Origin of the sequence: Rubrivivax soli (assembly GCF_049810355.1) — a bacterium.
Classification (GTDB): Bacteria; Pseudomonadota; Gammaproteobacteria; order Burkholderiales; family Burkholderiaceae_C; genus Rubrivivax.
Genome location: NZ_CP187368.1, coordinates 134,858 through 161,795, shown reverse-complemented (window position 1 = coordinate 161,795; position 26,938 = coordinate 134,858). Strand labels below are relative to the sequence as shown.

Here is a 26,938-nt window from a genome sequence, read left to right as displayed (position 1 = left end):
AGCCGGGGTGCCCCGCCGATGGGCAGGACCTGCCGGCGGACCGATGCTTCGCCGCAGTGCAACCCCGCAGGAGCGACCGACGATGTTCGAAGCCAGCACGACCACGCGACGCACGAGCGACACGCCACCGCCGGCCCTGCGCCGCCTGCTCGGCGAGGCCGCGGCCACGTTCATGCCGGCCGGCGTGAGCCCGTACCCGCTGCTGCGCGTGCCGGCCGACACCACGCTGGTGCACGAAGGGGGGCTCGCCCGCACGATCTACCTGGTGCAGGCGGGGCACTTCAAGACCGTGATGAACTGCGAGGACGGCTACGAGCAGGTGCTCGACTTCGTGCAGGCCGACGGCCTGCTCGGATGCGACGGGCTGGCGGACGGGCGCTACGCCAGCGGTGCAGTGGCGCTGGAGGACGCCTGGGTGGTGGCCTTGCCCGCGGTCGAGATCCAGCGCGTCGTGCAGCAGGAGCCCGCGTTCGCCGCCCGGTGGCAGGCCGCGATGGCACAGCAGATCGTGCGGGCGGGCGTGCGCACCTGGGTCATGAGCGCGGTCGGGTCCGAGAAACGGCTGGCACGCTTCCTGGTGAAGGCGATGCAGCGCCAGGCCGACCGCGGCGAGTCGCCGCACCGCCTGCGGCTTCCGATGTGCCGGCGTGACCTGGGCAGCCATCTCGGCCTGTCGCACGAGAGTGTCAGCCGCTCGTTCACGCTGCTCGACGCGGCCGGTCTGCTGCGGGTGAACAACCGCGAGGTCGAGGTGCTCGACGCCAAGGTGCTGCGCAGCTTCGCCTCCAGCACGCGGGGCTATGCCGCGCTGCGCCGGGGCGCCTGCGCGTCCGGCGCACGTGCCGACTGTCTCGCGGCCTCCGCGGCCGGCTGCGCCTGAGGCGATGTCGGCGTCGCCGGCCGGGGGCGACCCGGTGCGCAAGGACGTTGCCCGCGCGGCGGTGCCCGCCGTGCGCATCCCCTCGCTGCGGCGCCCGTTCGCACCAGGGGCCCGCGCCCTGGCGTGCGCCCTGGTGAGCTGCCTGGTGACGGCCTGGCTGGTGGCCGGCGCGCTCGTGCTGCAGGTGCAGGAGCGCGAAGTCGCGGTGCGCGCCCTGTATCTCCCGATGGCGGCACAGGCCCTGCGCCAGCAGCTCGACGCGCAGCCGGGGGAGACGGCCCGGCGCTCGGCGATCCTGGCCGCGTCGGCGAGCGGCCGCGTGCCGGGCCGGCCCGCCGGGCTGCCGGCGGACCTGGACTGGACCGGCGGCGTGCAGGACCGCCACGGCGCCGTGATCGTCGCGGCTCCTGGCTTCGAACGCCTGCAGGGTGCGCCGCTGGGCGCGCTGGCGCTGGCCGCAGGCAGCGGCGCCGAGCACGGCCTGGTCCGCACACGCACCGGCGCCGGGGTGCCGGTGGTGCTGGCCTACAGCCGCCTGCGTGCGCAGGACGCGGTGGCGGTGGTCGGCACCACCGAGCGCGCACTGGTCGGCGACTGGCAGCGCTGGGCGGCCCCGCGCATTGCTGCGGTCGGGCTGGCACTGCTGGCCGGCACGGCCACCGCCCTCTGGCTGCTTCGAGACCTGGCGAAGGCGCAGGCCGGCATCGCCCGCGCCGCGCAGCGCCAGACCGCCTTGCGGCAGCAGTTGCAGGCGCGCACGCGCGAACGCGACACCGCGCAGCGGGCGCAGGCCGAAGCCGAGCGGGAGTCGCGGCGCGACCCGCTGACGCGGCTGGCCAACCGCACCGCGTTCCTGCGGCGCCTGGATGCGGCGATCGGGAGCCGCCGCGGGGTGGGCGGATCGCTGACCGTGCTGTTCGTCGACCTGGACGACTTCAAGTCGGTCAACGACCGGTGGGGCCATGCCGTCGGCGACGCGCTGCTGTGCGCCTTCGCCACCCGCCTGCTCGGCGCCGTGCGGGAGGGCGACCTGACCGCCCGGCTGGGCGGCGACGAGTTCGCGGTGCTGGTCGACGGCCTCACCGCGCAGGAGACGGAGCCGATTGCCCAGGCGTTGCTGGACCGGCTGTCGCTGCCCTACGGCCTGTGCGAACAACGCCTGCAGGTCACGGCCAGCATCGGCATGGCGAGCTACCCGGCGGACGCCGGCGATGCCGCCGGGCTGCTGCACGCGGCGGATGTCGCCATGTTCGGGGCCAAGGCAGCGGGCAAGGGGGACTTCCGGTGCTCGAGCTGGGGGCGGCTGCCGTCCCCAGGCAGCGCCCATGCGGCAGACGCGGCGGACGCGGCGGATGGACGAACCGACTGAGCACGGTGAGCGCCCGGCCCGGAACCCGCCGAGAGGCCCGTCGCGCGCTACGGACCGCACACGGGCGCAGGGCGGGCCCGGCGCCGGTCCACGGCCCCCCTCCTGGCCCGAGGCCGTGCAACGCGCGCGCATGGCCGGCCCCGGCGCCCTCGCGGCCGAGGACGTGCTGCGGTTCCTGCGCGATCCGCGTGCGCATGGCGCCCAGCCGGGCGCGCTGTCCTGGGTCGAGACCCACATGTCCTGGGTGTTCTTCACGGCGACCGAGGCGCTGAAGCTGAAGAAGCCGGTGCGCAACGCCTTCCTGGACCACTCCACCCTCGCCGGGCGCGAGCGCGACGCACGCGCCGAGCTGCTGCTCAACGCGCGCCTGGCACCCGCGGTCTACCTCGGACTCAGCGCGGTGCGGCGCACGCCGGAGGGCCTGCGACTGCTGCCCGAGGAGTCGCCCGCCGCCGCAGGACCGGTGGTCGAGTGGCTGGTGCGCATGCGCCGCCTGCCCGAGCAGGCGCGCCTGGACAGGCGCATCGCGTGCCGGGATCTGGACGCCTGGGACATCGCGCCCCTCGGCGAGCGGCTCGCAGGCTTCTACCTGCAAGCCCCGCGGGTCCGCCTCGAGCCGCGCGCCTGGGTCGCGCACTACCACCGCGAACACCGCGCCAACCGCCGGCTGCTGCTCGATCCCCGCTGGGCCAGCGACGAGGCCGCCGAGGCGCTCGACCGCTTCGAGGCCGCCCTGCGCGAGCAGCAGGAAGCCATCGCGTCGCGCGCACGCGGAGGACACGTGCGCGAAGGGCATGGCGACCTGCGACCCGACCATGTGTTCCTGCTCGACCCGCCGGTGGTCATCGACTGCATCGAGTTCGACCGCCGCCTGCTGCGCACCGATCCCTACGAGGAGGTCGGTGGGCTCGGCCTGGACTGCAGCATCGCAGGCGCGCCGTGGGTGGCCCCGCAACTGCACCGGCGGCTGGCGGCGGCGCTGGGCGGCGAGCCGCTGCCGGCACTGTTGCGGGTGTACATCGCGTCGCGGGCGCTGCTGCGGGCCAGGCTCGCGCTCGGTCACCTCGCCGATCCCGCGGTGAGCGACGCGCCGTGGTGGCGCGCGCTGGCCGAGCGCTACGTGCTGCGCGTGCTGGGCCTGTGGCCCGGACAGGGCCCGCACGGCTGGCCCTGAGGGCGCCGCTCCGCTACGGGCCGCGCACGGCACCCGCGGCCGCAGCGGCCGATGCAGGATCCGGCCGCATCGCCGGCCCCTGGACCGGGACCGCGCGGGCGGCTGCGGTCGACAGCGTCGGCGGCACGGGCCAGCACGGGTTGTCGAGCGCGAAGCGCGGGCTCGTTCCGGCGGCGTCCTGCTCGGCCTGCCGGTAGGCCTGCAGGGTGCCCACGTCACGCCAGTAACCCGGCTCTTCCGTCACGCGGACGCCGGGCACCAGGTTGCGCCTGAAGTCGTACGCCCAGGCCCGCTGCCGGCGCACCACTTCTGGAATCACGTCGTGTCCGAAGTCCAGCCCTTCGACGTGCGCCAGGTCCGCCAGCACCTCGGCCAGCAACCGAGGCTCGAAGAGGTAGTTGCCCATCGAGACGTAGGCCCGTCCGGGACTTCCGGGGATGGTGCAGGGCCGCTCGGGCTTCTCCTCGAAGGCCGTGATGCGGGACTCGCCATCCACGCGCAGCACGCCGAACTGGCAGGCGGCCTCGGCGTCCACCGCCGCCGCTGCCACGGTGACGCCGGCGCGACGCCGCAGGTGGAAGCTGGCCATCTGCCGCAGGTCCATGCGGTAGACGTGGTCGGCGGCCAGCACTGCCACGATCTCGCTGCGACCGGTGGCATGCCGGCCCAGGGCCTGCGCGACGGCGTCCGCGGTGCCCGCGAAGCGGTCCGCCGGCAGCAGCGGCCGCACGCCGGGCCAATGCGCATGCAGGTGGCGCAGCAGCACCCAGGGCTTGTACTGCAGCAGCACGAAGACGCGTTCCACCTGCGAGTGCTGCAGGTTGGCGAGCACGAAGTCGATGATGCGGCAGTGGCCCGCGAACGGCAGCCCGGGCTTGGGCGCGTCCTGGGTGAGCGGACGCAGGCGCGCGCCTTCCCCACCCGCCAGCACGAAGGCGGTGATACGCGGCTGTGGCGGCATGCGTGGCTCCAGGCGGTGTGGTCGGGCCAGGGACCTTAGCCCGGTGGCACCCGGGCGGGTTGCGTCCGCGCAATCGGCGCCCACCGACCGGACCGCAGCCGGGCTGACGCGGCCGAGGACGCCTGCGTGCCGGCGCATTGCGGGCACGCAATGGCGGACCGCCACCGCAGCCGCACGCTCCACGCGTCAGATCCACGAACCACAGATCACCGCACCGCGAAAGGGACACGCCATGAGAGTTCTCCGCTCCGCATCGCTGGCACTGGCCGGCGCTCTGCTGTCTTCGGCCGTCTGCGCGCAGACCTACCTCGGCGTGGGCGTCGGCAGCGCCCGCGTCGACTTCGACTGCGCCGGCACGACCAGCTGCGACAGGTCAGACACCCTCTGGAAGCTGTACGGCGGCTACATGTTCACGCCCAGTCTCGGGATCGAGGCCGAGTACTTCAACCAGGGCGTCGTCCGGCTCACCGGCACCGACGAGTCGGTCGGCGACGTGACGGCCGAGTTCCGGGGTCGCGGCTACGGCCTGTTCGTGCTCGGGGCCGTGCCGCTCGGGCCGGTGTCCCTGTTCGGGAAGCTGGGCGCGGTGCGGTCGAAGCTGAAGCTCGACGCGACCTCCTCGATCTTCGGCCCCGCCGGGCGGTCCGAGCAGCACACGAGTGCAGCGTGGGGCATCGGTGCGGGCTACGCCTTCACCGACAGCCTCGGCGCACGGCTCGAGTTCGAGCGGATCCGCGTCGAGTTCCTCGACGAGAAATACAACGCCAACCTGTGGACCGCGGGGCTGCACTACCGCTTCTAGGCCCGGCTCCCGCCCATCACGCCCGCACCCGCGCCCGGCGCCTGCAAGGTGGCTCCGGGCGACGGGGTGGGGTCCGGACCGGACTGGCCTGCCCGGAGCGGCGGCCGTCCACCGACCTGTCAGGAGAATCGACATGACTGCAGGACATGTGCAACGCGCGGCCCATGCCGCGGCCCTCGCGGCGGCGATGGCGCTCGGAGGTGCCGCCTTCGCCGCGCCCATCACGCTCAACTATTCCGGCGTCGTCAGCCAGACGTCGTTCGATCCGTTCGATCCGCTGGAGGGGGTGGTGGTCGCCGGATCCCGCTTCTACGCCTACCTGAACTTCGACACCGTCGCGGTCGACGCCGAGGCGTCACCGCACCTGGGCTCCTACACGCTGGGTGGCTTCCCGTACGGCGTGGCCGCGGTCGTCGGTCCGGTGCTGTTCCCGTTGATGCACAACGTGAACATCTCCGTGGTCGACGGCGTGGACGGCGGGCCGGACCAGTACGCGGTCTTCGCGTGGGAGGGCACGGCCGGCGGGCTCGGCGACTACTTCAGCATCTCCATGCTGCTGCAGGACGACTCGGGCATGGCCATCGACAGCGACGCGCTGCCCACCGTGGTGCCCGATCTCTCCCGCTTCTCGGTGCGCACCTTCACGCTCGCAGGCCAGTACACGGACATGGATGCCGCCTTCGTCCAGTACGAGGTCCAGGGCAACCTGACCGTGCCAGAACCCGCAGCGGTCGGCCTCGTCGCCGTGGCCCTGCTCGGGTGCGCGGCGGCAGGCAGGGGACGACGCCCCCGCCCCGCCGCCGCTTGACCTCCCCGGGAAGTGCCGACCACGTCCCGACCCACTCAACTCCCTGGAACAGGTGAATGCCATGACGAATTTCAGTCTCAAGCTCCTGCCGCGCGTGCTGTCCGCCACGGCGCTGGCCGCCACGTCGGCCAGCGTGCTGGCGGTCGACGGCGTGGTGCTGATCGACCAGAACCGCATCCTGAGCGGCAACGTGACTCCCGGCGATGCGCCCGGGTTCCCGCTGACGATCAGCCAGCCGGGCAGCTACCGCCTGGCCGGCAACCTGACCGTGCCGAACGCGAACACCAGCGCCATCGAGATCACGGCCAACGGCGTGACGCTCGATCTCAATGGATTCGTCATCCGGGGCGTGACGGCCTGCAGCTACGACTCGCAGGGGTCGTCGACCGTGCAATGCACGAACACCGGCACCGGCGTGGGGGTCAGTTTTCCCGGCGGCAGCGAGATCGGCCCCAACGGCCATGTCGCGGTCACCAACGGCACCATCAGCGGCATGGGCAGCCACGGCGTGCGGTTGAACACGGTGTCTGGCAACACGCTCGTCAGCGGTGTCCGCGTGATCGGCAACGGCGGCTCCGGGATCATCGCCGCCGGCGAGGTCAGCGACTGCATCGCCGACGGCAACGGCAGCCACGGCATCGCGGCCAGCGGTGTCGTGCGGAACAACGTGGCGGTCGCGAACGGAGAGGATGGCTTGCGCATCATTTCCCTGTCCGGGGCCATTCTCGGCAACTTCTCGTCGCTGAACGGCGGATTCGGCCTGCGCTTCCTCAGCGGACAGGGCGGCGGCTACGGCCAGAACGTGATCACGGCGAACAGGTCGGGCACCGTGCTCAACGGCCTGCAGCTGAGCGGCAACGTGTGCAACAACTCGACCGTCTGCCCGTAGGACGCGTGCCGGGTCCGGGCCGGCACGCCGGTCCGGACCTGCAGGGATGACCTGCCGGGATGGCATGGCGGTGCGCACCGATCCACCGCAAGGAACAGGCCGACGCCGCCGCGCCGACGGCCCTGACCGCCCGTGCCCGCGCCCCTGCCAGCGCCCTTGACGGGGCAGCCCGTGCTGCCGGACCCGCGCGCAGCCGACACGCCCGGCGTGGCCGCGCGCATCGGCGGCGCACATCAACGCGTGCGCTTCGCGTAGACCCCCGCCCAGCCTTCGCTGGTCACGGGATCGACCATGCTCGCGCTGATGGCCAGCCATCCGTTGCGCAGGCCGTCGCGCTCCAGGCCGAGTGCCGTGATCAGCGAGGCGGCCGGCGCCATCGGATCGAGGCCCTGTCCGGACTGCCCGGTTTCGGCGAGCGTGGTCTCCGACGGTGTCGGCACGCCCACCGTCGCCAGGTAGAGCCCGTCGACCGTCGAGCTGCCGTTCAGCCGGGCCTTGAACGCCATCTGGGCCGCGCCGCCCTGGTTCAGGCCCTGCACGGCCGCGAACGCCGCAGAGCGCCAGCGGGGCGGCTCGAGATCGTCTGCGTCGGGCTCACCCACTCCGGGCGGGCGCCCCGAGAACGTCCAGTAGAGCAGGTCCAGGTACCGCGCGCCCGTCATCGCGACCGGCGTGGTCCGGCCCGACAGGGTGTCGTGCACGAAGAAGCCCTGGTTCACCGGCACCTGCACCTCGTGCCCGTTGGGATAGGTCTCGTTGCAGTAGGCGATCAGCGCGGCCTGGCCATCGGTGGGGCAGAGCAGCACCAGGGTGCGCGTCTGCGATCCCCAGCTCGCCCAGAAGCCGACGAAGCGACCGTCGTACGAGAGCGCCTCCCCCAGCCTGTTGAACTGCGATCCGTCCGGCGCGCCCGGCACCTTGGCGCCAATCAGGACCAGGGGCTTCAGCGGCGGTGTCGACTGCAGCGGGGCCTGGTAGATCCCGCCCGTCGTCGGCGCGTCCTCGTTGTCCACGCCGAGAAAGACGAGCCGGCTGGCGGCGGCGGACGGCGGTGCCGTGGACCCGAAGCGCACGCCGTTCACCGGCTGGCCCGGGATGAGCATGTCCGAGCTGGCGATCAGCACCGTCGGCGCCGTCGGCTGCCGCTCGCTGGCGAGCCGGACGAACACACCGGTCTTCGATGTGCCGTCGGTCCAGTTGCCCTTGAACGCGATGCGCCCGAAACCCGCCACCGTCGGCGCACCGGGGAACTGGTCGAACCGCGTGCCCGGCGCCGCGCCCGGCACCTGGTACTGCGACAGGCCCGGCACGGCGCCGAACTGCCCCGCGGCGCTCAGCCCGGTACCCCGGCGCCAGGCATAGACGCCGCTGGTTCCGACACGTGTCTCGGTGCCGTCGGGTGCGGTGTAGCCCCACAGCGGCTCCGACTGGCCCCGCGTCGCGATGGCCGACCCGTCGATGGCGATGCGGGCGAAGGCCGGAAACTCGGTGAACGTGGCGGGGGGGCCATCGCCGCCGCCGTTGTTGGGGCCCGGCACCACCGTCGCGGTGTCGAACACACGCGACAGCGGTCCTGCGGCAGCCCCCATCTGGCGCATGTAGATGCCGCGCACGGGCGTGCCTCCACCGCCTTCGGACCCCTTGCTGCGGGCCCGCATCACGACCACGCCGTCGTTGCTGACCGACGGCTGGTTGAAGCTGTTGAAGCGCACGGTCGCGTCCGGGATGGTGTCGGCGATGTTCGCGACCGTCGACCAGGTCGACGGCGGCTGCTGCGCACACGCCAGCATCGGCGTCAGCACTGCGCCGAAGACCATGGTGCCGGGCTTCAGTCGCCAAAGGGGAATTCGCATGCCAGCTCCTCGTTTGCATGTCATGGGTGGGTGTTCGCGCCTGGTCGCACGGGGTGGGTCGCACCGCGCGCGCCGCGTGGCGCCCGTTCGCTCCTGACCGAGCGTCCACGGGCAGTCTCGGCCTGTCGCCCCGGCGCCGCATTGCGGGCACGCAATCGGCTCGGCGCGCAGCCCTCGGGCCGCGCGGCCGGATCGCGTGCGCCCGCTCAACGCGCCCGGCGCGGCCGCGTTGCCAAATCACCGCGTCGAGACCATGCCGGTTGCCTGGCAGCGTTGCGCGGACCGCCCGCCGCGGCCCGGTGCGTGCCATCCAGTCCGGACCATCCACACGCAACCAAGGAAATCAGACCATGCGATCCCATCTCCTGAGGCCGCTCGTCGCGGCCCTGACCGTGTCCGTGCTGGCCGCCTGCGGCAGCAGCGACGACGACGACGCGCCGATGCAGACCGCGGTCGGGACCATCACGGCCTTCGGCAGCGTCGTCGTCAACGGCGTCCGTTTCGACGACTCGGTCGCGGCCATCACCATGGACGGCGCACCGGCCACGCGCGACCGGCTGCGCGTGGGCATGGTGGTGCAGGTGCGGGGCTGGATCCATGCCGACGGCACCGGCGTTGCCGGCAGCATCCAGTACGACGACTGCGTGCAGGGCCCGATCACCGCGATGAACCGGGTGCAGAACACCGTGACCGTGCTGGGCCAGACGGTGCGGGTCGACGACGGCACCGTGTTCGACGGTGTCACGCTGCGCGACATGAACGGCTTCGCCATCGGCGACCAGGTCGAGATCAGCTGCCTGCGCGACCCGGCCCTGCAGCAGATCCGGGCCACCCGCATGGAGCGCCAGGGCGTGTTCCAGAACGGCACGAGCGCGCTCTCCGTGAAGGGCACGGTCGCCAGCCTCGATCTCGCTGCCGGCACCTTCATGATCGACGGCCTGAAGGTCGGCTTCGCCGGCATTGCCGCGGGCAACCGCCCGGCCGGGCTGGCCAACGGCATGACGGTGGAGGCCAGCGGGCGCCAGTTCGCCAACGGCACGCTGACCGCCGACCGGCTGCGCGACCGCGACCGCGACCGCATCAGCTACCCCGACGGCGACGGTCTCGAGGTGGAGGGCTACGTCTCCGACTTCGTCTCGCTCTCCAGCTTCAAGGTGGCAGGCCAGGTCGTCGACGCGGCGAACGCCGTGATCCGCAACGGCACCGCGGCCGACATCGCCGACGGCGTGAAGGTCGAGGCCGAGGGCGTGATGCGCGAAGGCGTGCTGGTGGCCGGCGTGCTCGTGCTGAAGCTGCAGAGCAACGTTCGGATCGAGGCGGGCATGCAGGCCAAGGACGGCGTGGCGAACACCATCACGCTGCTGGGGCGCACGATCAAGGTCAATGCCGACACCGAGTGGCGCGACCGCCTGGGCGGCTCCAACCAGCCGCAGCTGATCACGCTGGCGGCGCTGAACCCGGCCGACAGGCTGGAAGTGATGGCGTTCAAGGACGCCGGCGGCAGCCTGACCGCGGCGCGTGTCGAACGCACCGACGCCGACGCGCTGGTGGTGGTCAAGGCGACGGCCGACGGCAAGACGCCCGCGACGCTGGTGACCCTGGCGGGCATCGGCGTCGCCACGGGCGAGGGCACGCGCTACCGCGACGCGAGCGGCACGCTGGTCGACGCGACGACGTTCTACGACGCCGTGCAGGTGCCGCCTGCCGTGCCGACGGTGGTGCATGCGCGCGGCGTGGTCGCCACACTGGCGACGAACATCGTCGACGCCACCCGCGGCGCCAGCACCATCGGCGAACTCGAGATCGGCGGCGACTGACGCGCGGCCCCGGCGCTGCCGGACGCCGGGGCCGGCGACGGGCGCGCCGCAGGGGCGGATCGCCGCGACGTCGCGCATCCGCTCCCCCGGCAGGCAGACTGAACCTGCGACCAGCCCGTAGACTCGGCCATGCCCGATGGCCCCTGGACCGCTCCCCTGCCGCAAGCGCCCACGGGCCCGTGCGTGGTCGGCCTCGGGGCATCGGCCGGAGGCCTGGAGCCGCTGACGCAGTTCCTGGCGGCCGTGCCGGCATCGAGCGGACTCGTGTTCCTCGTGGTCCAGCACATGGACCCGACCCACAAGACCCTGCTCGTCGAACTGCTGCAACGCGCCACCGCGATGCCCGTGCAGGAGGCGGTGGACGCGCAGCCGATGGCGGCCGACACCGTCTACGTGATCCCTCCCGACGCCGAACTCACCGTGCTCGGCGGCGCGCTGCACCTGGCCAAGCCGGAGGAGCCGCGCGGGCAGCGGCTGCCGATCGACGTGCTGTTCAGCTCGCTCGCGCGGGAGCTGGGCGAGCGCGCGGTCGGCGTCGTGCTGTCGGGCATGGGCTCCGACGGCACGCTGGGGCTGCAGGCCATCAAGTCGCAGGGTGGGCTGGCCCTGGCGCAGCAGCCGGCGTCGGCGCAGTTCGATGCCATGCCGCGCAGCGCCATCGGCGCCGGCTGTGTCGACGTCGTCGCGCTGCCGGCCGAGCTGCCGGCGCGCCTGCTGGCCATCGTCGGGCGCACGCCGACCGACGTGGCGCCTCCCGCCGCCGCGCCCGACGGCGGCGGCCCGGCGCTGGACACGCTGCTCGCGCTGCTGCACGACCACACGCGGCACGACCTGGCGCTCTACAAGTCGAACACGCTGGTGCGCCGCGTGGACCGCCGCATCGCCGTGCACGGACTCGCCTCGCTGGCGGCCTATGTCGACTTCGTGCGGGCCAATCCGCACGAGCTCGACCTGCTGTTCAAGGAGATGCTGATCGGCGTCACCGCGTTCTTCCGCGACCCGGAGGTCTGGCAGGACCTGCAGCAGCAGGTCCTGCCCGCGCTGCTGCAGCGCCCGGCCAGCGACACCCGGCCATTGCGCGCGTGGGTGGTCGGCTGCTCGACCGGCGAGGAGGCGTACTCGCTGGCCATCGCCTACGTCGAGGCGCTGGACAGCGTGCCGGCCGCGGCGCGGCGCCCGCTGCAGATCTTCGCCACCGACCTGAACGCCGATGCGATCGCGTCGGCGCGCAGCGGCCGCTACGCGGCGGCGAGCGTGCGCGACATGACGCCGCAGCGGCTCGCGCGCTTCTTCACCGAACGACCGGACGGCTACCTGATCGACAAGCGGCTGCGCGACATGGTGCTGTTCGCGCAGCACGACGTGATCATCGACCCGCCCTTCACGCGGCTGGACATCCTGTCGTGCCGCAACCTCATGATCTATTTCGGCGCCGCGCTGCAGAAGCGCCTGGTGCCCCTGTTCCACTACAGCCTGCGACCCGGCGGCGCGCTGCTGCTGGGCAGCTCCGAGACCGTCGGCCGCGCGCAGTCGCTGTTCACGCCGCTGCGCCCCAAGTCGCGGCTGTACTGGCGCAGCGAGCACGGTGGCGCCGCCGACGCCGTGGTCTTTCCCACCCACCGGCGCCCGACCTCGCGGTCCGCGTCGCAGGAGACAGCTCTGCCCCACCCGAAACCGCCCCCGTCGAACCTGCAATCGCTCGCCGACCAGCTGCTGCTGCAGTCGTACACGCCGCCGGCGGTGCTGGTGAACGAGGCCGGCGACATCGTCTACATCAGCGGGCGCACCGGCCGCTATCTCGAGCCCGCGGCCGGCAAGGCGAACTGGAACATCCACGTGATGGCCCGGCCCGCCATCCGCGCGCAGCTCGCCGTCGCGCTGCGCAGCGCGCTGCACGAGAAGTCCACGGTCGAGCTGCGGGCGCTGCGGCTGGACGACGAGGCGACGGCCGCCGTCGACATCACGGTGCAGGCGATCGTGCAGCCGGCGTCGCTGGCAGGCATGGCGCTGGTCGTGTTCCGCGACGCGCAGGTCGCGGCCAGCCGGCGCGGCCGGCGCGGCAAGGCCGCGGGCGCGGCCGACCCGGGTGTCGCGGACGAGCTGCTGCGCTCGCGCGAGGAGATCCAGGCGCTGCGCCAGGAGATGCGTGCTTCGCAGGAAGAGCTGCAGGCGGCGAACGAGGAGCTGCAGTCGACCAACGAGGAACTGCAGTCCGCCAACGAGGAACTGACGACGTCGAAGGAAGAGGCGCAGTCGATGAACGAGGAGCTGCAGACCATCAACGGCGAGCTGCAGTCGAAGCTGGACGACCTGGCGCTGGCGCAGAGCGACATGCAGAACCTGCTCAACAGCACCGACATCGCGACGCTGTTCCTCGACAACCAGCTCAACGTGCGCCGCTACACCGAGCAGATCGCGCGTGTCATCCACCTGCGCGAAAGCGACATCGGCCGGCCGCTGAGCGAGCTGGCCAGCACGCTGCTCTACCCCGCGCTGCACGCCGACGTGCAGGAGACGCTGCGCACGCTGGCCTTCAGCGAGAAGCAGATCGCCACCACCGACGGCCACTGGTTCACCGTGCGCATCATGCCGTACCGCACGCTGGCCAACGTGATCCAGGGCGTGGTGATCACCTTCGTCGACATCACGGTCGCAAAAGAACTCGAGTCGCGCCTGCGCAAGGCGTAGAGTGGTCCTCCCGTCCCCGACACCCCGAAGGCCGCCATGACCGACCTGCTCCAGCCGCCCGAACAAGCCGTTCACGCCCCGGACGCGACGCGCCGGGCCGCGCTGCGCAGCCTGGCCGCATCCCGGCTGAGCGGCCCGGCCGCCAGCAAGGGCGACAGCCAGCGCGCCGTCGACGCCCTGGGCGTGCTGCACGCACTGGCATCGTCCCCCGGCACCGCCGACGACGCGCTGACGCTGCTGCACGAACTGCAGGTGCACCAGGTCGAGCTCGACCTGCAGGCGCAGGAACTGCAGGAGTCGCGCGCCGAGATCGAGTCCGCGCTGCGCCAGCAGACCGCGCTGCACGAGGCGCTGCCGGTCGGCTGCTGCACCGTCGACGCCCGGCTGGTGCTGCACGCGCTGAACCGCCGCGGCGCCGACCTGCTGCGGCTCGGGCGCGGTGACGTGCAGGGCCTGGCGCTCGACACGCTGTGCAGCACCGACAGCGCACGCCGGCTCCGGGCGGCCGTGGCCAGCGTCGGCGCCGGTCCCGACCGCGGGCCGGCGGCGTGCCTGCTGCAGTTGCACCCGCACGGCGGCGATGTGCAGCCGGTGCTGGCCAGCATCGGCCCGGCTCCGGAGACCGGTCGCTTCCTGGTGACGCTGGCACCCCTGCCGGCGGACCTGCAACCCGCCGCAGTGGCGTGAGGCGGTAGCGCCGCCCGGCGCTCTGGCGCGGGCCCGGGTGGCTCAGCGCATCGATGCGCCGGCCGGCCCCGCAGGCAGGCGAGCGGGCAACCGGCCACCGTCGCGCGCGGCCCCTGCGCCGGCCGGCGCCACCGCGGCCGCATGCCAGGGCCGGCACCACCGCGCCAGGCAGTCGTCGAGTTCCTCGTCGGTGCAGGGCTTGCTGAGGCTGCCGTTCAGGCCGTGCGCGGACAGCACGCCCGCACCCGGCGACAGGCTGGAGTAGGCGATGACCGGCACCGCGGGCCGCGCGATGCTGCCTTCGAAGCGCCGGATGGCGGCCGTGGCGCCGAGCCCGTCGAGGATGGGCATCTGCAGGTCCATCAGGATCAGATCGAACGGCAGCTCGCAGGCCAGCGCCACGGCCTCGGCACCATCGGCCGCCTGCAGCGGCGAGATGCCGCGCTGCTCCAGCTGGGACGCAAGCATCGCCAGGTTCACGGGGTTGTCGTCGACCACCAGAACGCGCACCGGCAGGCGCCTGCGCACCCGGGCAGCGCCGGCTTCGAGCGGCGGCGGATCGGCCACCGGCTGGAATTCGCGCGACACCGCCTGCAGCCAGGCGCCGAGCACGCCGCGCCAGCCGGCCGGCGCTTGCGGGGCAGAACCAAGACGAGCCTTCATGGAGCGCACCTCCCAGGGCGGACAAGACGGTGCAGCGTCGCATGGCACCGCGGGCCGTGTATGTGCGCTGGCACACGTGGTCCGCCCCGCAGCCCGCGGGTGCAGCGTCGCCGCGTGCTGTGTTCGTTCGCGCACGGACGGCGCGCCTGGCGGACCCTAAGGTCTGCTCCGAGGCTGCCCGGCCGCGCCGCCCGCATGGCGGGCGCGCCGGGCCCGCCGACCGCCCTCTCCCACTCCAAGGAACGCACATGGACACCAACTACGTGGCACGCGACAACTTCGGCATGTACGCCAACGGCGACTCGGGTCCCGGCCCGGCGCTGATGGGGGCCGACACCCTGCTCGGCAACGACGTCTGCAACAAGGATGGCGAGGACCTCGGCGACATCAAGGAGTTCATGATCGACATGGCGTCCGGCAAGATCGCGTACGCCGTGCTGTCGTTCGGCGGCGTGCTGGGCATGGGCGACAAGCTGTTCGCCGTGCCCTGGGCGGCGCTGGCGCTGGACACCGAGAACAAGCGCTTCACCCTGAACGTGCAGCGGGACGCGCTGAAGGACGCACCGGGCTTCGACAAGGACCGCTGGCCGTCGATGTCCGACAAGACGTGGGCCAGTGGCGTGCACAGGTTCTACGGCACGCCCTACACGTCCGATTCGTCCGACTGAGCCCCGCGCCACGGGCTCGTTCCACCGGGAGCACGCCATGACCTACCTGTTCCAGAGCCGGGCGACCGGCGACGTGACCCTGCTGCAGCCCGACGGTGACGCGCTGCTGCGCCTGATCGGCCGCGAGCCGGCCGCGCGCGGCATCCTCGAGCCGCCGGCGCTGCCGGCGGCGCTGGAGGCCATCGCACGGGCCGTCGCCGAGGAAGAGCGACGCACGGCCGGCGACACGCCCGGTGCACGGGGCGGGCTGCCCGACGACCTGGCCGAGGCCGCCGAAACCCCGGTCACGCTGCGGCAGCGCACCTGGCCGCTGGTGCAGATGCTGCGGTCGGCCCACGCGGCGACCACACCGGTGGTCTGGGGAGTCTGAGACCGCAGGCGCCCGCGCGCACGCCGCGGGCTCGTGGCGCTCACGCCGGCCCTTCGCTCGGCGGGCGCCGCGCGGCGATGCCGACGTCGTTGGACGGTGCATGCTGCGCCATCGCCGGCAGCGCCGCCATCCGCACCTTGCCGCCCCAGCGCGCCCCCTGCGTGAGCAGGCCCGGCCAGAGCCGCACCACGCACAGCAGGGCGGCGGCACCGCGCGGCCGCATCGCGAGGTGCGCGAACACCGCCGCCAGCCGCAGGCGGGGCACGAAAGCCTGGCGCCAGGCCGCGGCATGGGCCCGGACCAGCGCGGCCTGCGCACGGCCGGACGGCACCGGCGACGTCCCGCCGGACCCCAGCAGCAGCGCCGCCAGCATCGCGCCCGACTGCAGCGCCATGCTCATGCCCTCGCCCAGGATCGGGTGCGCCTCGCCGGCGGCATTGCCGACGCGGAAGATGCCGTCCTCGCCGTGCAGGTGCACGCCGGGGTCCAGCGGGCCCGCGGTCAGCCAGGGCCCGTCGCGCACGGCGCCCTGCAGCGCACGCTGCACGCCCGTGCAGCTGCGCCGCAGCCAGGCCTCGACCGCGTCGCCGGCGCGCAGGCCCGGCGCCGCGCCACGCAGGGCATGCAGGCGGTCGCGGCGGATGCAGCAGGCCACCGTGGTGGCACCCGCGTCGGCCACGACCATGCCGCCGTAGCCGCCCTCCAGCGCCAGCACACTGATCGCGCCGGCCGGCAACGCGCCGCCGGTGAAGGCGGCCTGGAACGCGAAGAGGTCGGACGCGCTGCGCGCGTGGCGGCGCCGCGGACGGTCCGTCGGCAGCGCTTCCCACGAGCCGTGCGCGTCGACGACCAGCCGCGCACGCAGCCGCAGCAGCGCTGCCGATGCCTGCCCGCGCAGCTCGCAGTGCCAGGCGCCGGGCGCGCCCAGCAGGGCCTGCACCGCCCAGGGCTGGAACACGGTGGCGCCGGCGGCACGCGCCTGCGCCAGCAGCAGGGCGTCCAGCGTCTCGCGCCCCAGCGCGCGGCCCCAGGCCGGCTGCCCGGCGGGCGCCGCGGGCAGGTCGGCCTCGGCGCTGCCGTCGCCGTGCAGCAGCGCCACGCGGCGCAGCTCCGGGCCTGCGCTGGCCTGGAAGGCATCGCCCACCCCCAGCGCCTGCAGCAGCGGCAGGTTGCTGGCTGCGACGCAGGCGCCGCACACCTTGCGCCGCGGAAACGGCTGGCGCTCCACCAGCGCGACCGACCAGCCGCCGCGGGCCAGCTGGATCGCCGCGGTGGTGCCCGCCACCCCGGCGCCGACGACGAGCACATCGAAGGCCCGGTGCGCCGCAGCGGTCACCGCGGGGTCCCGCTGCGCCAGGCGCTGAAGCAGTGGCTGAACAGGCCGGCGGCGCCTTCGCGCGTGTGCCAGTGCCCGCCGGCGCGCGGCCAGTGCGCATCGAGCTCGGTGCCGCGGAAGCCGGCGTGCACGCTGCGCACCGCATCCTCGCGCGTCACCGCGTTCGCCCCCAGCGCGCCGACGAGGTGGCTGCCCGCCAGTGCCAGCCCCGAGCGGCGCGGCTCGCAGGCGAAGAAGCGGTCGCAGCGCGCCGCCGCAGCGCCGAGCAGCAGCTCGAACGCCGCGCCGTCGAAGTGGTGCAGGAACAGGCTGGTCGTGATCAGGTCCCAGCGCGTGCCCGGCACCGTTGCTTCCGGCCTCGCCGCCCAGGCCAGCACGTCGATCGCCTGCACCCGCACCTGCCAGCCCAGCGCGGCGAAGCCTGCCAGCGTCGCGGGCGCGACGATGTCCTGGCGGTCCAGCAGGCACAGCTGCACCTGTGGCCAGCGCGGTGCCAGCGCGCGCGCCAGGCCCAGCAGCAGCGTGCCGTCGCCGGCCCCGAGTTCCAGGATGCGCAGCGGCGCCGCCGCGCGCGCCGGTCCGACCAGCGCCTGCCAGCCGCCGGCCACGATCGCGCGCGTGCCCATCGCGCGGTGCACACGCACGAGGTCGCGGCGCGACCGCCGCGCGGCGGGGTCGTCGGGCGCGAGGTGGTCCAGCGTCTCGGCGCTGACGGTGCGCGCCAGCGTCACTGCACCTCCAGCAGCGCACCGTGGCAGCTGAAGCCGGCGCCGAACGACGACAGCCACCACCAGCCCGGCGCGGCGCCGTCGGCCAGCGCCGCTTCCAGCACGAAGTAGACGAAGGCGCTGGACAGGTTGCCGTACTCGCGCAGCATGGCCGCGCTGTGGCGCAGGTCGGCGGGCTGCAGTTCCAGCCGTCGCTGCAGCGCCTGCAGCACGTCGCGGCCGCCGGCGTGCAGGATCCAGGTGCCCACGTCGCCCGGCTGCAGGCCGGCGCGGTGCAGCACGGTGCCCAGCACGCGCTGTGCGTGGTCGGCCGCCAGCGTCGGCACGGCCCGCGTCAGCACGTTGCGCAGCAGGCCGCCCCGCTGCTCGAACATCAGTGCTGCGCGCTCGGCGGGCTCCACCAGCGACGTGCTGTCCTTCCAGGCGATCCGCCGGCCGCAGGCCCCCGCGCCGGGCGTGCATGCCAGCACGGCGGCGCCGGCGCCGTCGCCGAAGAGGCAGGCGCTGATCAGCACACCGGGGTCGTTGTCCAGGTACATCGCGGCGCTGCTGATCTCCACGCAGACCGACAGCACCTGTGCGCAGCCGCCGCCGTCCAGCAGCGCCTTGCCGAGCATCAGGTTGGGCAGCGCCGCAGCGCAGCCCTGGCCGACGAGGTCGTAGGCCTGCACGTCGTGGCGGAGCCCCAGCCGTTCGACGACGTGTCCCGACAGCCCCGGGCACAAGCTGCCGGTGCAGGTGCTGACGACCACGGCGTCGATCTGCGCAGGCCGCAGCCCGGCCTGCGCCAGTGCACGCGCTGCGGCCTGCGCTGCGAGCACCGGGGCGTGCGTGCGGAAACGCGCGGCCAGTGTGTCGGGATCGATCGCGAACACCTCGTCCAGCGTGTCGACCGCCAGGCGGCGCGCCTCGATGCCGTTGTCACGCTGCAGCACCGTGCGTGCGATCAGGTGGGTGCGCCCGTCCAGCCGCGCGAACCAGGCCGAGCGCTCGAACGCCTCCAGGCAGGCCGCCTTGGTGTAGCGCGCCGGAGGGTGTGCCGTGCCGACGCCCAGGACGTGCATCGATCAGGGCGCCGGTGCGCAGGCCTCGCCGCGGAGCACAGGCGCCGCGGGCCGGGTCGACGCGGCGACGTGGAGGCTCACGGGCTGCTGGCGCGGCGCGCCGGCGGCAGCGGCGCGGAGTGGTCGTTGTTCTGCCCCGGCAACGGCATGGCGCCGGACTCCTGGGCCGGCGTCATCGCCGACCCCGAGCGGCCGGCGGCCGGGTCCGGCCGCGCGGCGGAGCCCGGGGTCAGCACCGAGCCGGCGGCGGGCACCGAACCGTCGGTGCCGCCGGCCGTGGCCGGCGCGGCACCGTCCGCCACCGGCGCCGCGGCCGGCGGCGGCGGCTCCGGCGGCGTCCTGCCGCAGGCAGCGAGCGCCAGCAGCGCCGCGGCCGCGGCCGGCAGGCGCCACCGCGTGCCGTGGCGTGTCATCGCCGCAGGCGGCCGACGACCATGCCCAGCACGCCCGCCGCCGCGATCCACGCCAGCGGATGTCTGCGCACGGTGGTGCGCAGCGTGTCGCGCAGGCCGTCGGTCCAGGCGGCATCGGCGACGGCGGCCGCCGCGGGGCGTTCGGCGTCGGGCAGCATCGAGGTGTCCGGCACGCGGGCGCGTTCGGCGCTGGTGGGCCAGGGCACGTCGGACCGGGCGGCGGTTTGGAAGCTCTCGTTCATCGCATGTCCTTCCGGGGTTCAGGCGGCCTGCGCCAGCAGGTCGTCACGGCGCGTCGCCATGCGGGCACCGAGCTCGACCATGTCCAGCGACGTGGCCTTGGCCTGCGGGAACATCTCGTTCTGCTCTTCCTGGACGTGGTGCTTCACGTATTCCGACAGCACCTTGACCTTCGCGTCGTACATCTCGCCGTCGGGCTCGACGCCCTCGAGCTGCGCGATGAGGTCCTTCACGCTGGTGTGCTCGACGGTGGCCTCGGGCACCAGCAGCTTGTCCTTCAGCGCGGCCTTCACGGCCGGGTAGAAGATCTCCTCCTCGATCTGCGCGTGCACGGTCAGCGCACTGCAGATGTCGGCCACCAGCGACATCTTGGTGGCCACGGAGCGTGTCTTCTCGTAGTCGGTGAACATCTGGCGCACGGCCGTGTGGTCGGCCCTCAGCAGCGCGATGGCGTCCTTCGGCGCCGGCTTGTCGTGGTCGGCGGCGTTGGTGCGGCGGGTGGTCTTGGTGGCTGTCATGGGGTGTCCTGTAGAGAGAAGGCGGACCGTAGACAGGCGGGCCGCGGGCGTCTGTGCGTTCGCGCACGCCGCCCGGCGCCGGCGTCGGCCACACTGGCCGCAGCCCCATCGGCCCGCCAGCCGCCCGGTTCTCCCCGACGGCCCCGCATGCACCGCATGCCACGCGCACCCCGCATGCCACGAACGCCCCACATGCGCCGATGAGACGGCGCGCCCGCAAGACCGCGTGGAGCCCGGGCTTCCAGCACAGCCTGGTGGCGCTGACCCGCCTGGCCACCGGCTCGGGGGCGCGGCTGCTGGCCACCCGCCTGCAGCCCGCGACCGCCCGCCGCACCGCGCCCGGCGGTGCCGGCGCGTGGATGCCCGGCGTGGTGATGGGCGCTGCCGGCACGCGGCGCTACCGCCTGTACAGGCCGCCTGGCGTCGGCGCTGGCGAGCGGCTGCCGCTGCTGGTGATGCTGCACGGCTGCGGCCAGAACGCCGACAGCTTCGCCACCAGCACGGGCATGAACCGCGTCGCGCTGCGCGAACGCTTCCTGGTGCTCTACCCCGAGCAGGACCGGCGCGCCAACGGCCAGGGCTGCTGGAACTGGTTCGACACCGGCACCGGCCGTGCCCTCGGCGAGGCCGCCCTGATCCTGCAGGCGATCGACCAGGTCTGCCTGCTGCATCCGGTGGACCCGACGCGGGTGGCCGTGGCAGGCCTGTCGGCGGGCGCCAGCATGGCCGCGCTGCTGGTCACCCGCCACCCGGCGCGCTTCCGGGCGGTGGCGATGCACTCGGGCGTGCCGCCGGGAACCGCGCATTCGACGCTGTCGGCGCTGCGCGCGATGCAGGGCCAGCGGCAGACCTCCCCGCTGGCCGCGACACCGGCCACGATGCAGGCGCACTGGCCGCCGCTGCTGGTGATCCACGGCGCCGCCGACACCGTGGTCTCGCCGCGCAACGGCCTGGCCGCCGTGCAGGCCTGGGCCGGCGCGGCGGGTGCGCGCGCCGGTCCGCCGCGCACCGTACAACGCGGGAGGCGCCACCCGATGTCGGTGGTGGACTTCCTGGCACGCGGCAGCACGGTGGCCACGCTGGTCGTCGTCGACCGCCTGGCCCACGCCTGGAGCGGCGGTGCCGCGGGCCAGCCCTTCGGCGACGGCCACGGCCCCGACGCATCGCGCATGGTGTGGGCCTTCGCGGCGCGGCAGTTCCGCCAGCAGGCCGCGCGGACCTGAACGTGCGGCAGCGCACCGACCAGCCGGCTGCCCTGCGCCGAAGCTGCGCCGATGCACCCAGCCCCCGGAGCCGCCATGACCCGCACCGCACGCATCACCGGCCAGGTGGAGTACCGCGAGGGCGACGGGCCAAACATCACGATCCGCCCGGGGCCCTGCGAGATCGACGAGACCGCCCTGGACGCGACGATCAGCTGGACCGACGGCGACTCGCACGGCTCGGCGGCGATCCCGCTCACCGACTACCGGCGCTACATCGCCAGCAAGGCCATCCAGCTCGATGGCCCGAAGGCCGCGTGAGGTGCCGACGCGGCCCGGGCCTGCACGCCGCCACCGCATGCCGCCCGTGCCGCCGGGGCAGCTGCCGGGCTGGAGCGCCGTCGCGCTGGCGCTCTGGCTGGGCGCCAGGACCGCCTGGCGGTTGCACGCCTCGGCCGACCTCGTGCGGCTGAGCACCCTGCTGCAGCGCACGCCCGGGCAGCCCGTGCTGCGGCTGCTGGTCGTGGGCGACAGCACGGCCGTGGGCACCGGCGCCAGCGGGTGGCAGGCCAGCGTGGCGGGACTGCTGGGCCGGCCTTCGCGCGGCTGCAGATCGACAGCCGGGCCCGCGACGGCGCGACGCTGGACGCGGTGCTGGCGCAGCTGGACGGCAGCGACCGCGTCGACATGGTGCTGGTGATGGCCGGCGGCAACGACGTCGTGCGCCTGTTCCGCGAACGCGCCGACGATCCGTTCGTGCAGCAGCCCGGGCTGCACGCGGCCGACGGCCTGCACCCCAGCGACGCCGGCTACCGCGTGTGGTTCGGCGAGCTGACGGCCCAGGCCGGCCTGGCGCAGCGGCTGTCGGCAGCGCGCGGCGCCGCACCCTCGGCACCAGCGGCACGCTGAACTGCCGGGTGCGCCAGCGCACAGACCGCCCCGGCGCCGGCCGGCGACCATCGGCCGACGGCGCGCCGCCCGCACGGGTGCGCCCGCCCCACTCCCCCAACCCGCAGGAGCAGTTCTTGAACGCGATACGTGAGCAGGTGGCGCATGGCGTCGCCGGCCTGGCGGCGAGGATCTCGCCGTTCTGGCGCTTCCGCCTGTGGGCCCGCATGGTCGGCCGCGACCCCTACCGCCAGGGGCTGCCGAGCATGGCCACGCGCCGCCGTGTCGAGCCGCACGGCTACGAGATGGACCTCTTCGAGACCGACTGGATGGAGCGCTACGCACTGCGCTGCGGCCACTTCTACCAGGACGAGATCGTCGCGCTGCTGGCGCACCTGCTGCGGCCGGGCGATGTCGTCGTCGACGTCGGAGCGAACATCGGCTTCGTGTCGCTGGCCGCCGTGCGCCTGGTGGGCCCGGGCGGCCACGTGCATGCCTTCGAGCCCAACCCGGTGCTGGTGCGGCGCCTGAGGAAGTCGATCGCGCACAACGACATCCGCAACCTGTCGGTGACGACCGTGGCCCTGGGCGCGCAGCGCGGCATCGTGCGCCTGGTCGCGGGCGCGCACCACGGCACGACGCGCATCACCGTGGGCGACGAAGCACCGGGCCAGCCCTGCGTGAAGCTCGAGCGCGGCGACGACCTGCTGCGCGACAAGCTGCCGGCGCACGTGCCGGTGCTGGTGAAGATCGACGTCGAAGGGGCCGAGCTCGGTGTGCTGCAGGGCATGCCCGACCTGCTGCGCCGGCCGCGGACACGCTTCTACGTCGAACTGGGCGACACGCACGCCCGGCGCTTCGGCAGCAGCGCCGCCGAGGTGTTCGCGCTCTTCCGCGCCCACGGCTACACCGCGCACACGGCGCGGCTGTCGCCGCTGCGCCCGGTCATCCAGCTGCGGCCGCTGGCCGGCCCGCTGGCCAAGCCCACCTACGACGTGCTGTTCACGCCTGCGCCTTGAACGCGCCCCACGCGATGCCGCAGCCGCCGCCGCGGGCGGTGCGCCGCCGGCTGGCCGTGGCCGCCTGGTGCGCGGTGGCCGGGCCGGCGCTGGCGCAGTTCGACGCGCCCGCCACCGAGCCCAGCCCCTACAGCCTGGCGGCCGGCCTGGCGCTGGTCGACGACGACAACCTCTTCCGCAGCCCCGACGCGTCGGCCGTGGCGGACCGCCACGCCACCGCCACGCTGCGTGCCGCGCTGGACCAGCGCTTCGGGCGCCAGCAGCTGCAGGGGCACCTGGCGGTGCGCGGCCAGCGCTACCGGCAGCAGCGTGCCCTGGACCACACGGGCCACGACGGCAAGCTGGCATGGCGGGGATCGACCGCAGGCGAGGTCTCTTGGGCGCTGTCGCACGAGAGCCAACGCCAGCTCGCGTCCTACGGCACCGTGCTCGACCCCGACTTCCGCGGCGCCAACCTGCAGACCGTGGACCAGACGCTGGCCAGTGCCCAGCTCGGGCTGCTGGCGCAGTGGGTGGCGAACCTGGCCCTGGGCCACCGCCGCGTCGACCACACGGCCGCGGCGTTCGAGGACGAACGTGTGCGCCTGGACAGCGTGGGTGCGTCGCTGCAGTGGAACCCGCTCGGGCCGCTCAGCGCCAGCATCGGCCCGCGCGCCACGCGTGGCCAGGTGCCGGGCGGCAGCGACGGCACCGCGCGCAGCTTCCACCGCCGCGATCTGGACGTCGGCCTGCGCTGGGTGGCCACGGGCCAGAGCGCGCTGCAGGCCCGCCTGAGCCTGACGCACCAGCGCGACGATGCCGACGCGCAGGGTGACTTCCGCGGTGCCACGGGTCAGGTCGACTGGCAGTGGACCGTGACCGGCCGCACCCGGCTGCGCGCGGCGCTGAGCCGCGAGACCGGGAGCGAGTCCGTGTTCCTGCGCTCCGGCAGCGCAGGTGACGACCTCCCGAGCGGCGGCGACGAACGCCAGCGCAGCACCGCCTGGAGCGCGCGCCTCGAACACGACCTGACGGGCAAGATCACGCTCGGCCTCGACCTGCAGCGCACGCAGCGCCGGCTGAGCGCGGCCCGCGTGCAGGACGACGGCAGCGTGCTGCTGCTGACCGGCCACGACCGCAGCGGGCTGGTGCGGCTGGGCGTGCGCTACGCCGCGGCGCGCAGCACCGTGCTGACCTGCGGCGTGACCCAGGAGCGCCGCGCCGCCGGCTCGGTGCTGTCGACGCCGTACCGCGTCGACACCGTCTCGTGCAGCACGCAGATCACGCTGCGCTGGAGCTGAGGCGCGATGCCCGGCCCGCCGTGTTCAGAACAGGCTCTCGCGCACGAAGACCACGTCGCCGTCCTGCAGCTTGTCCGCCAGGCCGGGCTGCAGCATCTGCAGCTTGCCCTCGGGATCGCGGCGGTGCACGCGCAGGCCGCGCAGCGTGCCGCGCAGCGTGACGCCGCCGCTGGCCGCGACCGCCTGCATCGCGCTCATGTCGCGCTCGAGGCGGAAGCTGCCGGGGCGCTGCACTTCGCCATGCACGTAGACCACCGGCGAGCGGTCGACGAAGACCACGTCGCCGTTGCGCAGCTCGGGGTCGGTGCCGCTCGGCTGCCGGCCGTACAGGGCAGGCAGGTCGACCTCGCTGCGGAAAGCCTTGCCGTCGCGCTCGCCGCTGAGCGTGACGATGTCGTTGGCCCCCGGGGCCAGCCCGCCGGCCAGCGCCAGCAGTTCGGACAGGCGCATGCCCACCACGTCGAGCGGAAAGCGCCCCGGCTTGTTGACCAGGCCCAGGACCGAGACCTGGTTGCCCCGCACCGACACCAGCAGCAGCGTCACCTGCGGCTGCTGCAGGAAGCTGCCCTCGCGCAGTCCGCGTGTGATCTCGGCCTCGGCCTGCGCCACTGTCAGCCCGCCCAGGCGCACCGCGCCGAGCAGCGGAAAACTGATCATGCCGCTCTCGGACACCCGCGTCTCCAGCGACAGGTCGGGCTGCTGGAAGACGGCGAAGCGCAGCAGGTCGCCGGCGCCGATGGTGTAGTTCGCCGGGGCGTCGGCGGCCTGCAGCGGCTGCAGGGCAAGCGCCCCCAGGACCAGGGTGCCGGCGGCACGGAGTGCGCGCCAGGCGCGTTGCAGGCGGGTGGACATGGCAGGACCTCGGGTGGGTGGCGCGCAGGCCGGGCAGCGCGCACGCCGGCTCCGGGGTCGCCAGGCCGCCGTGTCGAATCTTCGGCCCGGCGACCTGGAGCGCCGATTGTACACGATCGCTCCCGGCATGCCGCGGGCCGGGCGTGCCCGCAGGCGACGCCCTGCCTGCAGGCAGGCGCCTCACGGCGGCAGGCGGTACGCCCGCACCCAGTCGATCTGCAGCGACTGCGGCAGTGCCGCGCTGTCGACGCCGTGGCGTCCGGCCCAGCCGCCGCCCACGGCCAGGTTCAGCAGCAGGTGCGCCGGCCCGGCAGCGCTGCCGTCCGGAAAGGTCCACGCATAGCTGCGCGTGTACAGCTTCCTGCCGTCGAGGTACACGGTCACCGCGGTCGGTGTCCACTCGGCGCCCACGGTGTGCCAGCCCGCGTCGAAGCGGAACGGCGCGCGGTAGTAGTTCCACTGCGTGTCGAAGGCCGGGTCCGCGTACGAGAAGGTCGACGGCATGCCGGGCAGCGGCACGACGCCCGAGTGCAGCATGTCGGCCGTGTCCTCGACGCCGTTGTTGACGAACTCGAAGATATCGATCTCCGGCGGCCATGCCAGCGACCCGTCGGCCGCCACGTCCGACGCCAGCCAGAACGCCGGCCACAGGCCGATGGCCCCCGGCATGCGCACACGGGCCTCGAAGTAGCCGTGGCGGGCGGTCCAGTCCGAGCGGATCATTCCCGACTCGTGGTCGATGCCATCGGCGGCGTTCGTCGACACCTGGCGGGCGGTGAGGCTGAGCACGCCGCCGGCGACGCTGTGGTTGCCGTTGTCGCGGTAGCGCTGCTGCTCGTCGTTGAGCCGGTCGAGCATGCCATCGGCGTAGAGGTAGCGCGTGAACCACTTGCTGCGGTTCAGCGTGCTGCCGTTGAACTCGTCGTTGAAGACCAGTTCGTAGCCCCAGGGCACGTGCGAGTCCCAGGTGCTCGTGCGCGGCTCGGTCTGCACGATCGTCGCGCGGGTCTGCAGCGACACCGTGTCCACCTGCAGCGGCGTGCCGCCGGCGGCCAGGGCCACCTCGCCCATCGCGGCATACGGCGGCGCCGTGAAGTCGACCTGCAGCACCTGGAACCCGGTGGACGTGACCTGCACCGGGTAGACGCGGATGCGCTCGGCCCCCGCAGGCCGGCGGAACTGCACGGCCAGCGTCGCGGGCGCACCCGCCTGTGCCAGGCGGGCCGTCACGCGCAGCGTGTACGACCGGCCTGCCTCCAGGCGGCCGGCCACGATCGGCTGCGTGGCGGTGCCCGCGATGTGCAGCATCTGCCCGCCCGGGCGCTGGCTGCTGGGCACCAGCATCGTGTCCCGCGCGCTCCAGTGGCGCAGCCCGAGCGCGAAGCTGCCGTTGTCGACCAATTCCAGCGGCGCCGTGTCGGCGGTGTCGGCCACGGCGGCAGCCGGCCGCGCCGGCGCGCCGGCCGTCGACCCGCCGCCACCGCAGCCGGCAGTGAACAGGAGGCCGCAGGCGGCCCATGCAAGAAGGACCGCATGCGGTGCGGCGAGACGGGTCATGGCGACTCCTGGAACGTGGGTGGGGACGGGCCCGGGACCACGCACCTGTCACCGCCGCGCCCGCGGGCTGGGGGATGCAGCGCGGGCGGCCCAGGGCTGAGTCGCCGCACTCTGATGGCGCACGCGGCAGGCGCTGTGTGTGCCGGTAAGGCGGCGCTCGCGCCGCCGCCGGCGCCCCGCGCGTGCGCCAGCGCACCATGCGACACGCCTGT

The 26,938-nt window shown here is 73.9% G+C and carries 27 protein-coding genes; 16 read left to right on the top strand and 11 right to left on the bottom strand.

All coding sequences use genetic code 11. From position 1 onward, the window contains the following. Positions 1-82 precede the first annotated feature (82 nt). From ACPOLB_RS00730 to ACPOLB_RS00720, 3 genes are all read left to right on the top strand, one after another. The gene (locus ACPOLB_RS00730) at positions 83-880 is read left to right on the top strand and encodes a Crp/Fnr family transcriptional regulator (protein WP_425259365.1); all 798 of its coding nucleotides are present in this window, start codon (positions 83-85) and stop codon (positions 878-880) included. 4 nt (positions 881-884) lie between these two features. Further along, positions 885-2,249, top strand: a complete 1,365-nt coding sequence (locus ACPOLB_RS00725) for a diguanylate cyclase domain-containing protein (RefSeq protein ID WP_425259364.1) — start codon at positions 885-887, stop codon at positions 2,247-2,249. A gap of 115 nt (positions 2,250-2,364) precedes the next feature. Next, entirely contained in the window at positions 2,365-3,423 is a 1,059-nt protein-coding gene (locus tag ACPOLB_RS00720; RefSeq protein WP_425259363.1) for a hypothetical protein, read from the top strand. 13 nt (positions 3,424-3,436) lie between these two features. Here the strand turns inward: ACPOLB_RS00720 and ACPOLB_RS00715 are convergent, their stop codons facing one another. Then, on the bottom strand, positions 3,437-4,384 hold the full coding sequence (locus tag ACPOLB_RS00715; RefSeq protein WP_425259362.1) for a sugar phosphate nucleotidyltransferase: 948 nt from the start codon (positions 4,382-4,384) through the stop codon (positions 3,437-3,439). Between the two features lie 232 nt (positions 4,385-4,616). Here ACPOLB_RS00715 and ACPOLB_RS00710 point away from each other — a divergent pair, with 232 nt between their 5' ends. The 3 genes from ACPOLB_RS00710 (at position 4,617) to ACPOLB_RS00700 (ending at position 6,883) form a co-directional block, all read left to right on the top strand. Next, positions 4,617-5,186 (top strand): porin family protein, encoded by a 570-nt coding sequence (locus ACPOLB_RS00710; RefSeq protein WP_425259361.1) that lies wholly within the window; start codon positions 4,617-4,619, stop codon positions 5,184-5,186. A 133-nt stretch (positions 5,187-5,319) separates the two neighbouring features. After that, positions 5,320-5,994, top strand: coding sequence for a hypothetical protein (locus ACPOLB_RS00705; RefSeq protein ID WP_425259360.1), 675 nt, complete (start codon positions 5,320-5,322; stop codon positions 5,992-5,994). A gap of 52 nt (positions 5,995-6,046) precedes the next feature. Continuing rightward, the gene (locus tag ACPOLB_RS00700) at positions 6,047-6,883 is read left to right on the top strand and encodes a hypothetical protein (RefSeq protein WP_425259359.1); all 837 of its coding nucleotides are present in this window, start codon (positions 6,047-6,049) and stop codon (positions 6,881-6,883) included. Between the two features lie 233 nt (positions 6,884-7,116). Here ACPOLB_RS00700 and ACPOLB_RS00695 read toward each other — a convergent pair whose 3' ends face one another. Beyond that, positions 7,117-8,685 carry a hypothetical protein gene (locus ACPOLB_RS00695; RefSeq protein ID WP_425259358.1) on the bottom strand — a complete coding sequence of 523 codons (1,569 nt, stop codon included), beginning with the start codon at positions 8,683-8,685 and terminating at the stop codon, positions 7,117-7,119. Between the two features lie 401 nt (positions 8,686-9,086). Here ACPOLB_RS00695 and ACPOLB_RS00690 point away from each other — a divergent pair, with 401 nt between their 5' ends. From ACPOLB_RS00690 to ACPOLB_RS00680, 3 genes are all read left to right on the top strand, one after another. Beyond that, entirely contained in the window at positions 9,087-10,553 is a 1,467-nt protein-coding gene (locus tag ACPOLB_RS00690; RefSeq protein WP_425259357.1) for a DUF5666 domain-containing protein, read from the top strand. Positions 10,554-10,682: 129 nt separating this feature from the next. Next, entirely contained in the window at positions 10,683-13,241 is a 2,559-nt protein-coding gene (locus ACPOLB_RS00685; RefSeq protein ID WP_425259356.1) for a chemotaxis protein CheB, read from the top strand. Positions 13,242-13,277: 36 nt separating this feature from the next. After that, positions 13,278-13,928 carry a hypothetical protein gene (locus tag ACPOLB_RS00680; protein WP_425259355.1) on the top strand — a complete coding sequence of 217 codons (651 nt, stop codon included), beginning with the start codon at positions 13,278-13,280 and terminating at the stop codon, positions 13,926-13,928. 42 nt (positions 13,929-13,970) lie between these two features. On the opposite strand, the gene ACPOLB_RS00675 is transcribed toward ACPOLB_RS00680, so the two are convergent. Beyond that, complete coding sequence (locus ACPOLB_RS00675; protein ID WP_425259354.1) at positions 13,971-14,591, bottom strand: response regulator; 621 nt, start codon at positions 14,589-14,591, stop codon at positions 13,971-13,973. A gap of 248 nt (positions 14,592-14,839) precedes the next feature. Here ACPOLB_RS00675 and ACPOLB_RS00670 point away from each other — a divergent pair, with 248 nt between their 5' ends. After that, positions 14,840-15,259, top strand: coding sequence for a PRC-barrel domain-containing protein (locus ACPOLB_RS00670; protein ID WP_425259353.1), 420 nt, complete (start codon positions 14,840-14,842; stop codon positions 15,257-15,259). Positions 15,260-15,296: 37 nt separating this feature from the next. Then, positions 15,297-15,629: a DUF1840 domain-containing protein gene (locus ACPOLB_RS00665; protein WP_425259352.1), complete on the top strand. Its 333-nt coding sequence runs from the start codon at positions 15,297-15,299 to the stop codon at positions 15,627-15,629. A gap of 40 nt (positions 15,630-15,669) precedes the next feature. Here the strand turns inward: ACPOLB_RS00665 and ACPOLB_RS00660 are convergent, their stop codons facing one another. The 6 genes from ACPOLB_RS00660 to ACPOLB_RS00635 all read right to left on the bottom strand — a co-directional run bounded on the left by ACPOLB_RS00660 (position 15,670) and on the right by ACPOLB_RS00635 (position 19,928). Then, the gene (locus ACPOLB_RS00660) at positions 15,670-16,965 is read right to left on the bottom strand and encodes an FAD-dependent oxidoreductase (protein ID WP_425259351.1); all 1,296 of its coding nucleotides are present in this window, start codon (positions 16,963-16,965) and stop codon (positions 15,670-15,672) included. Next, positions 16,962-17,696, bottom strand: coding sequence for a methyltransferase domain-containing protein (locus tag ACPOLB_RS00655; RefSeq protein WP_425259350.1), 735 nt, complete (start codon positions 17,694-17,696; stop codon positions 16,962-16,964). The genes ACPOLB_RS00660 and ACPOLB_RS00655 overlap by 4 nt, the downstream gene beginning before the upstream one ends. Continuing rightward, positions 17,693-18,757: a 3-oxoacyl-[acyl-carrier-protein] synthase III C-terminal domain-containing protein gene (locus tag ACPOLB_RS00650; protein ID WP_425259349.1), complete on the bottom strand. Its 1,065-nt coding sequence runs from the start codon at positions 18,755-18,757 to the stop codon at positions 17,693-17,695. The genes ACPOLB_RS00655 and ACPOLB_RS00650 overlap by 4 nt, the downstream gene beginning before the upstream one ends. 77 nt (positions 18,758-18,834) lie before the next feature. Next, entirely contained in the window at positions 18,835-19,170 is a 336-nt protein-coding gene (locus ACPOLB_RS00645; protein WP_425259348.1) for a hypothetical protein, read from the bottom strand. Then, positions 19,167-19,412 (bottom strand): hypothetical protein, encoded by a 246-nt coding sequence (locus ACPOLB_RS00640; RefSeq protein ID WP_425259347.1) that lies wholly within the window; start codon positions 19,410-19,412, stop codon positions 19,167-19,169. The genes ACPOLB_RS00645 and ACPOLB_RS00640 overlap by 4 nt, the downstream gene beginning before the upstream one ends. 18 nt (positions 19,413-19,430) lie before the next feature. Beyond that, a complete protein-coding gene (locus ACPOLB_RS00635; protein WP_425259346.1) occupies positions 19,431-19,928 on the bottom strand; it encodes a hemerythrin domain-containing protein in 498 nt (165 codons plus the stop codon). Between the two features lie 200 nt (positions 19,929-20,128). Here ACPOLB_RS00635 and ACPOLB_RS00630 point away from each other — a divergent pair, with 200 nt between their 5' ends. The 5 genes from ACPOLB_RS00630 (at position 20,129) to ACPOLB_RS00610 (ending at position 24,317) form a co-directional block, all read left to right on the top strand. Continuing rightward, positions 20,129-21,151: an alpha/beta hydrolase family esterase gene (locus ACPOLB_RS00630; protein ID WP_425259345.1), complete on the top strand. Its 1,023-nt coding sequence runs from the start codon at positions 20,129-20,131 to the stop codon at positions 21,149-21,151. Between the two features lie 75 nt (positions 21,152-21,226). Beyond that, a complete protein-coding gene (locus tag ACPOLB_RS00625) occupies positions 21,227-21,451 on the top strand; it encodes a hypothetical protein (protein ID WP_425259344.1) in 225 nt (74 codons plus the stop codon). 240 nt (positions 21,452-21,691) lie between these two features. After that, complete coding sequence (locus ACPOLB_RS00620) at positions 21,692-22,039, top strand: hypothetical protein (protein WP_425259343.1); 348 nt, start codon at positions 21,692-21,694, stop codon at positions 22,037-22,039. 116 nt (positions 22,040-22,155) lie between these two features. After that, positions 22,156-23,037: an FkbM family methyltransferase gene (locus tag ACPOLB_RS00615; RefSeq protein WP_425259342.1), complete on the top strand. Its 882-nt coding sequence runs from the start codon at positions 22,156-22,158 to the stop codon at positions 23,035-23,037. After that, positions 23,034-24,317, top strand: coding sequence for a hypothetical protein (locus ACPOLB_RS00610; protein ID WP_425259341.1), 1,284 nt, complete (start codon positions 23,034-23,036; stop codon positions 24,315-24,317). The genes ACPOLB_RS00615 and ACPOLB_RS00610 overlap by 4 nt, the downstream gene beginning before the upstream one ends. 24 nt (positions 24,318-24,341) lie before the next feature. On the opposite strand, the gene epsE is transcribed toward ACPOLB_RS00610, so the two are convergent. Further along, positions 24,342-25,169, bottom strand: coding sequence for a polysaccharide export protein EpsE (gene epsE, locus ACPOLB_RS00605; RefSeq protein ID WP_425259340.1), 828 nt, complete (start codon positions 25,167-25,169; stop codon positions 24,342-24,344). Positions 25,170-25,349: 180 nt separating this feature from the next. Then, positions 25,350-26,726: a glycoside hydrolase family 16 protein gene (locus ACPOLB_RS00600; protein WP_425259339.1), complete on the bottom strand. Its 1,377-nt coding sequence runs from the start codon at positions 26,724-26,726 to the stop codon at positions 25,350-25,352. Positions 26,727-26,938 lie beyond the last annotated feature (212 nt).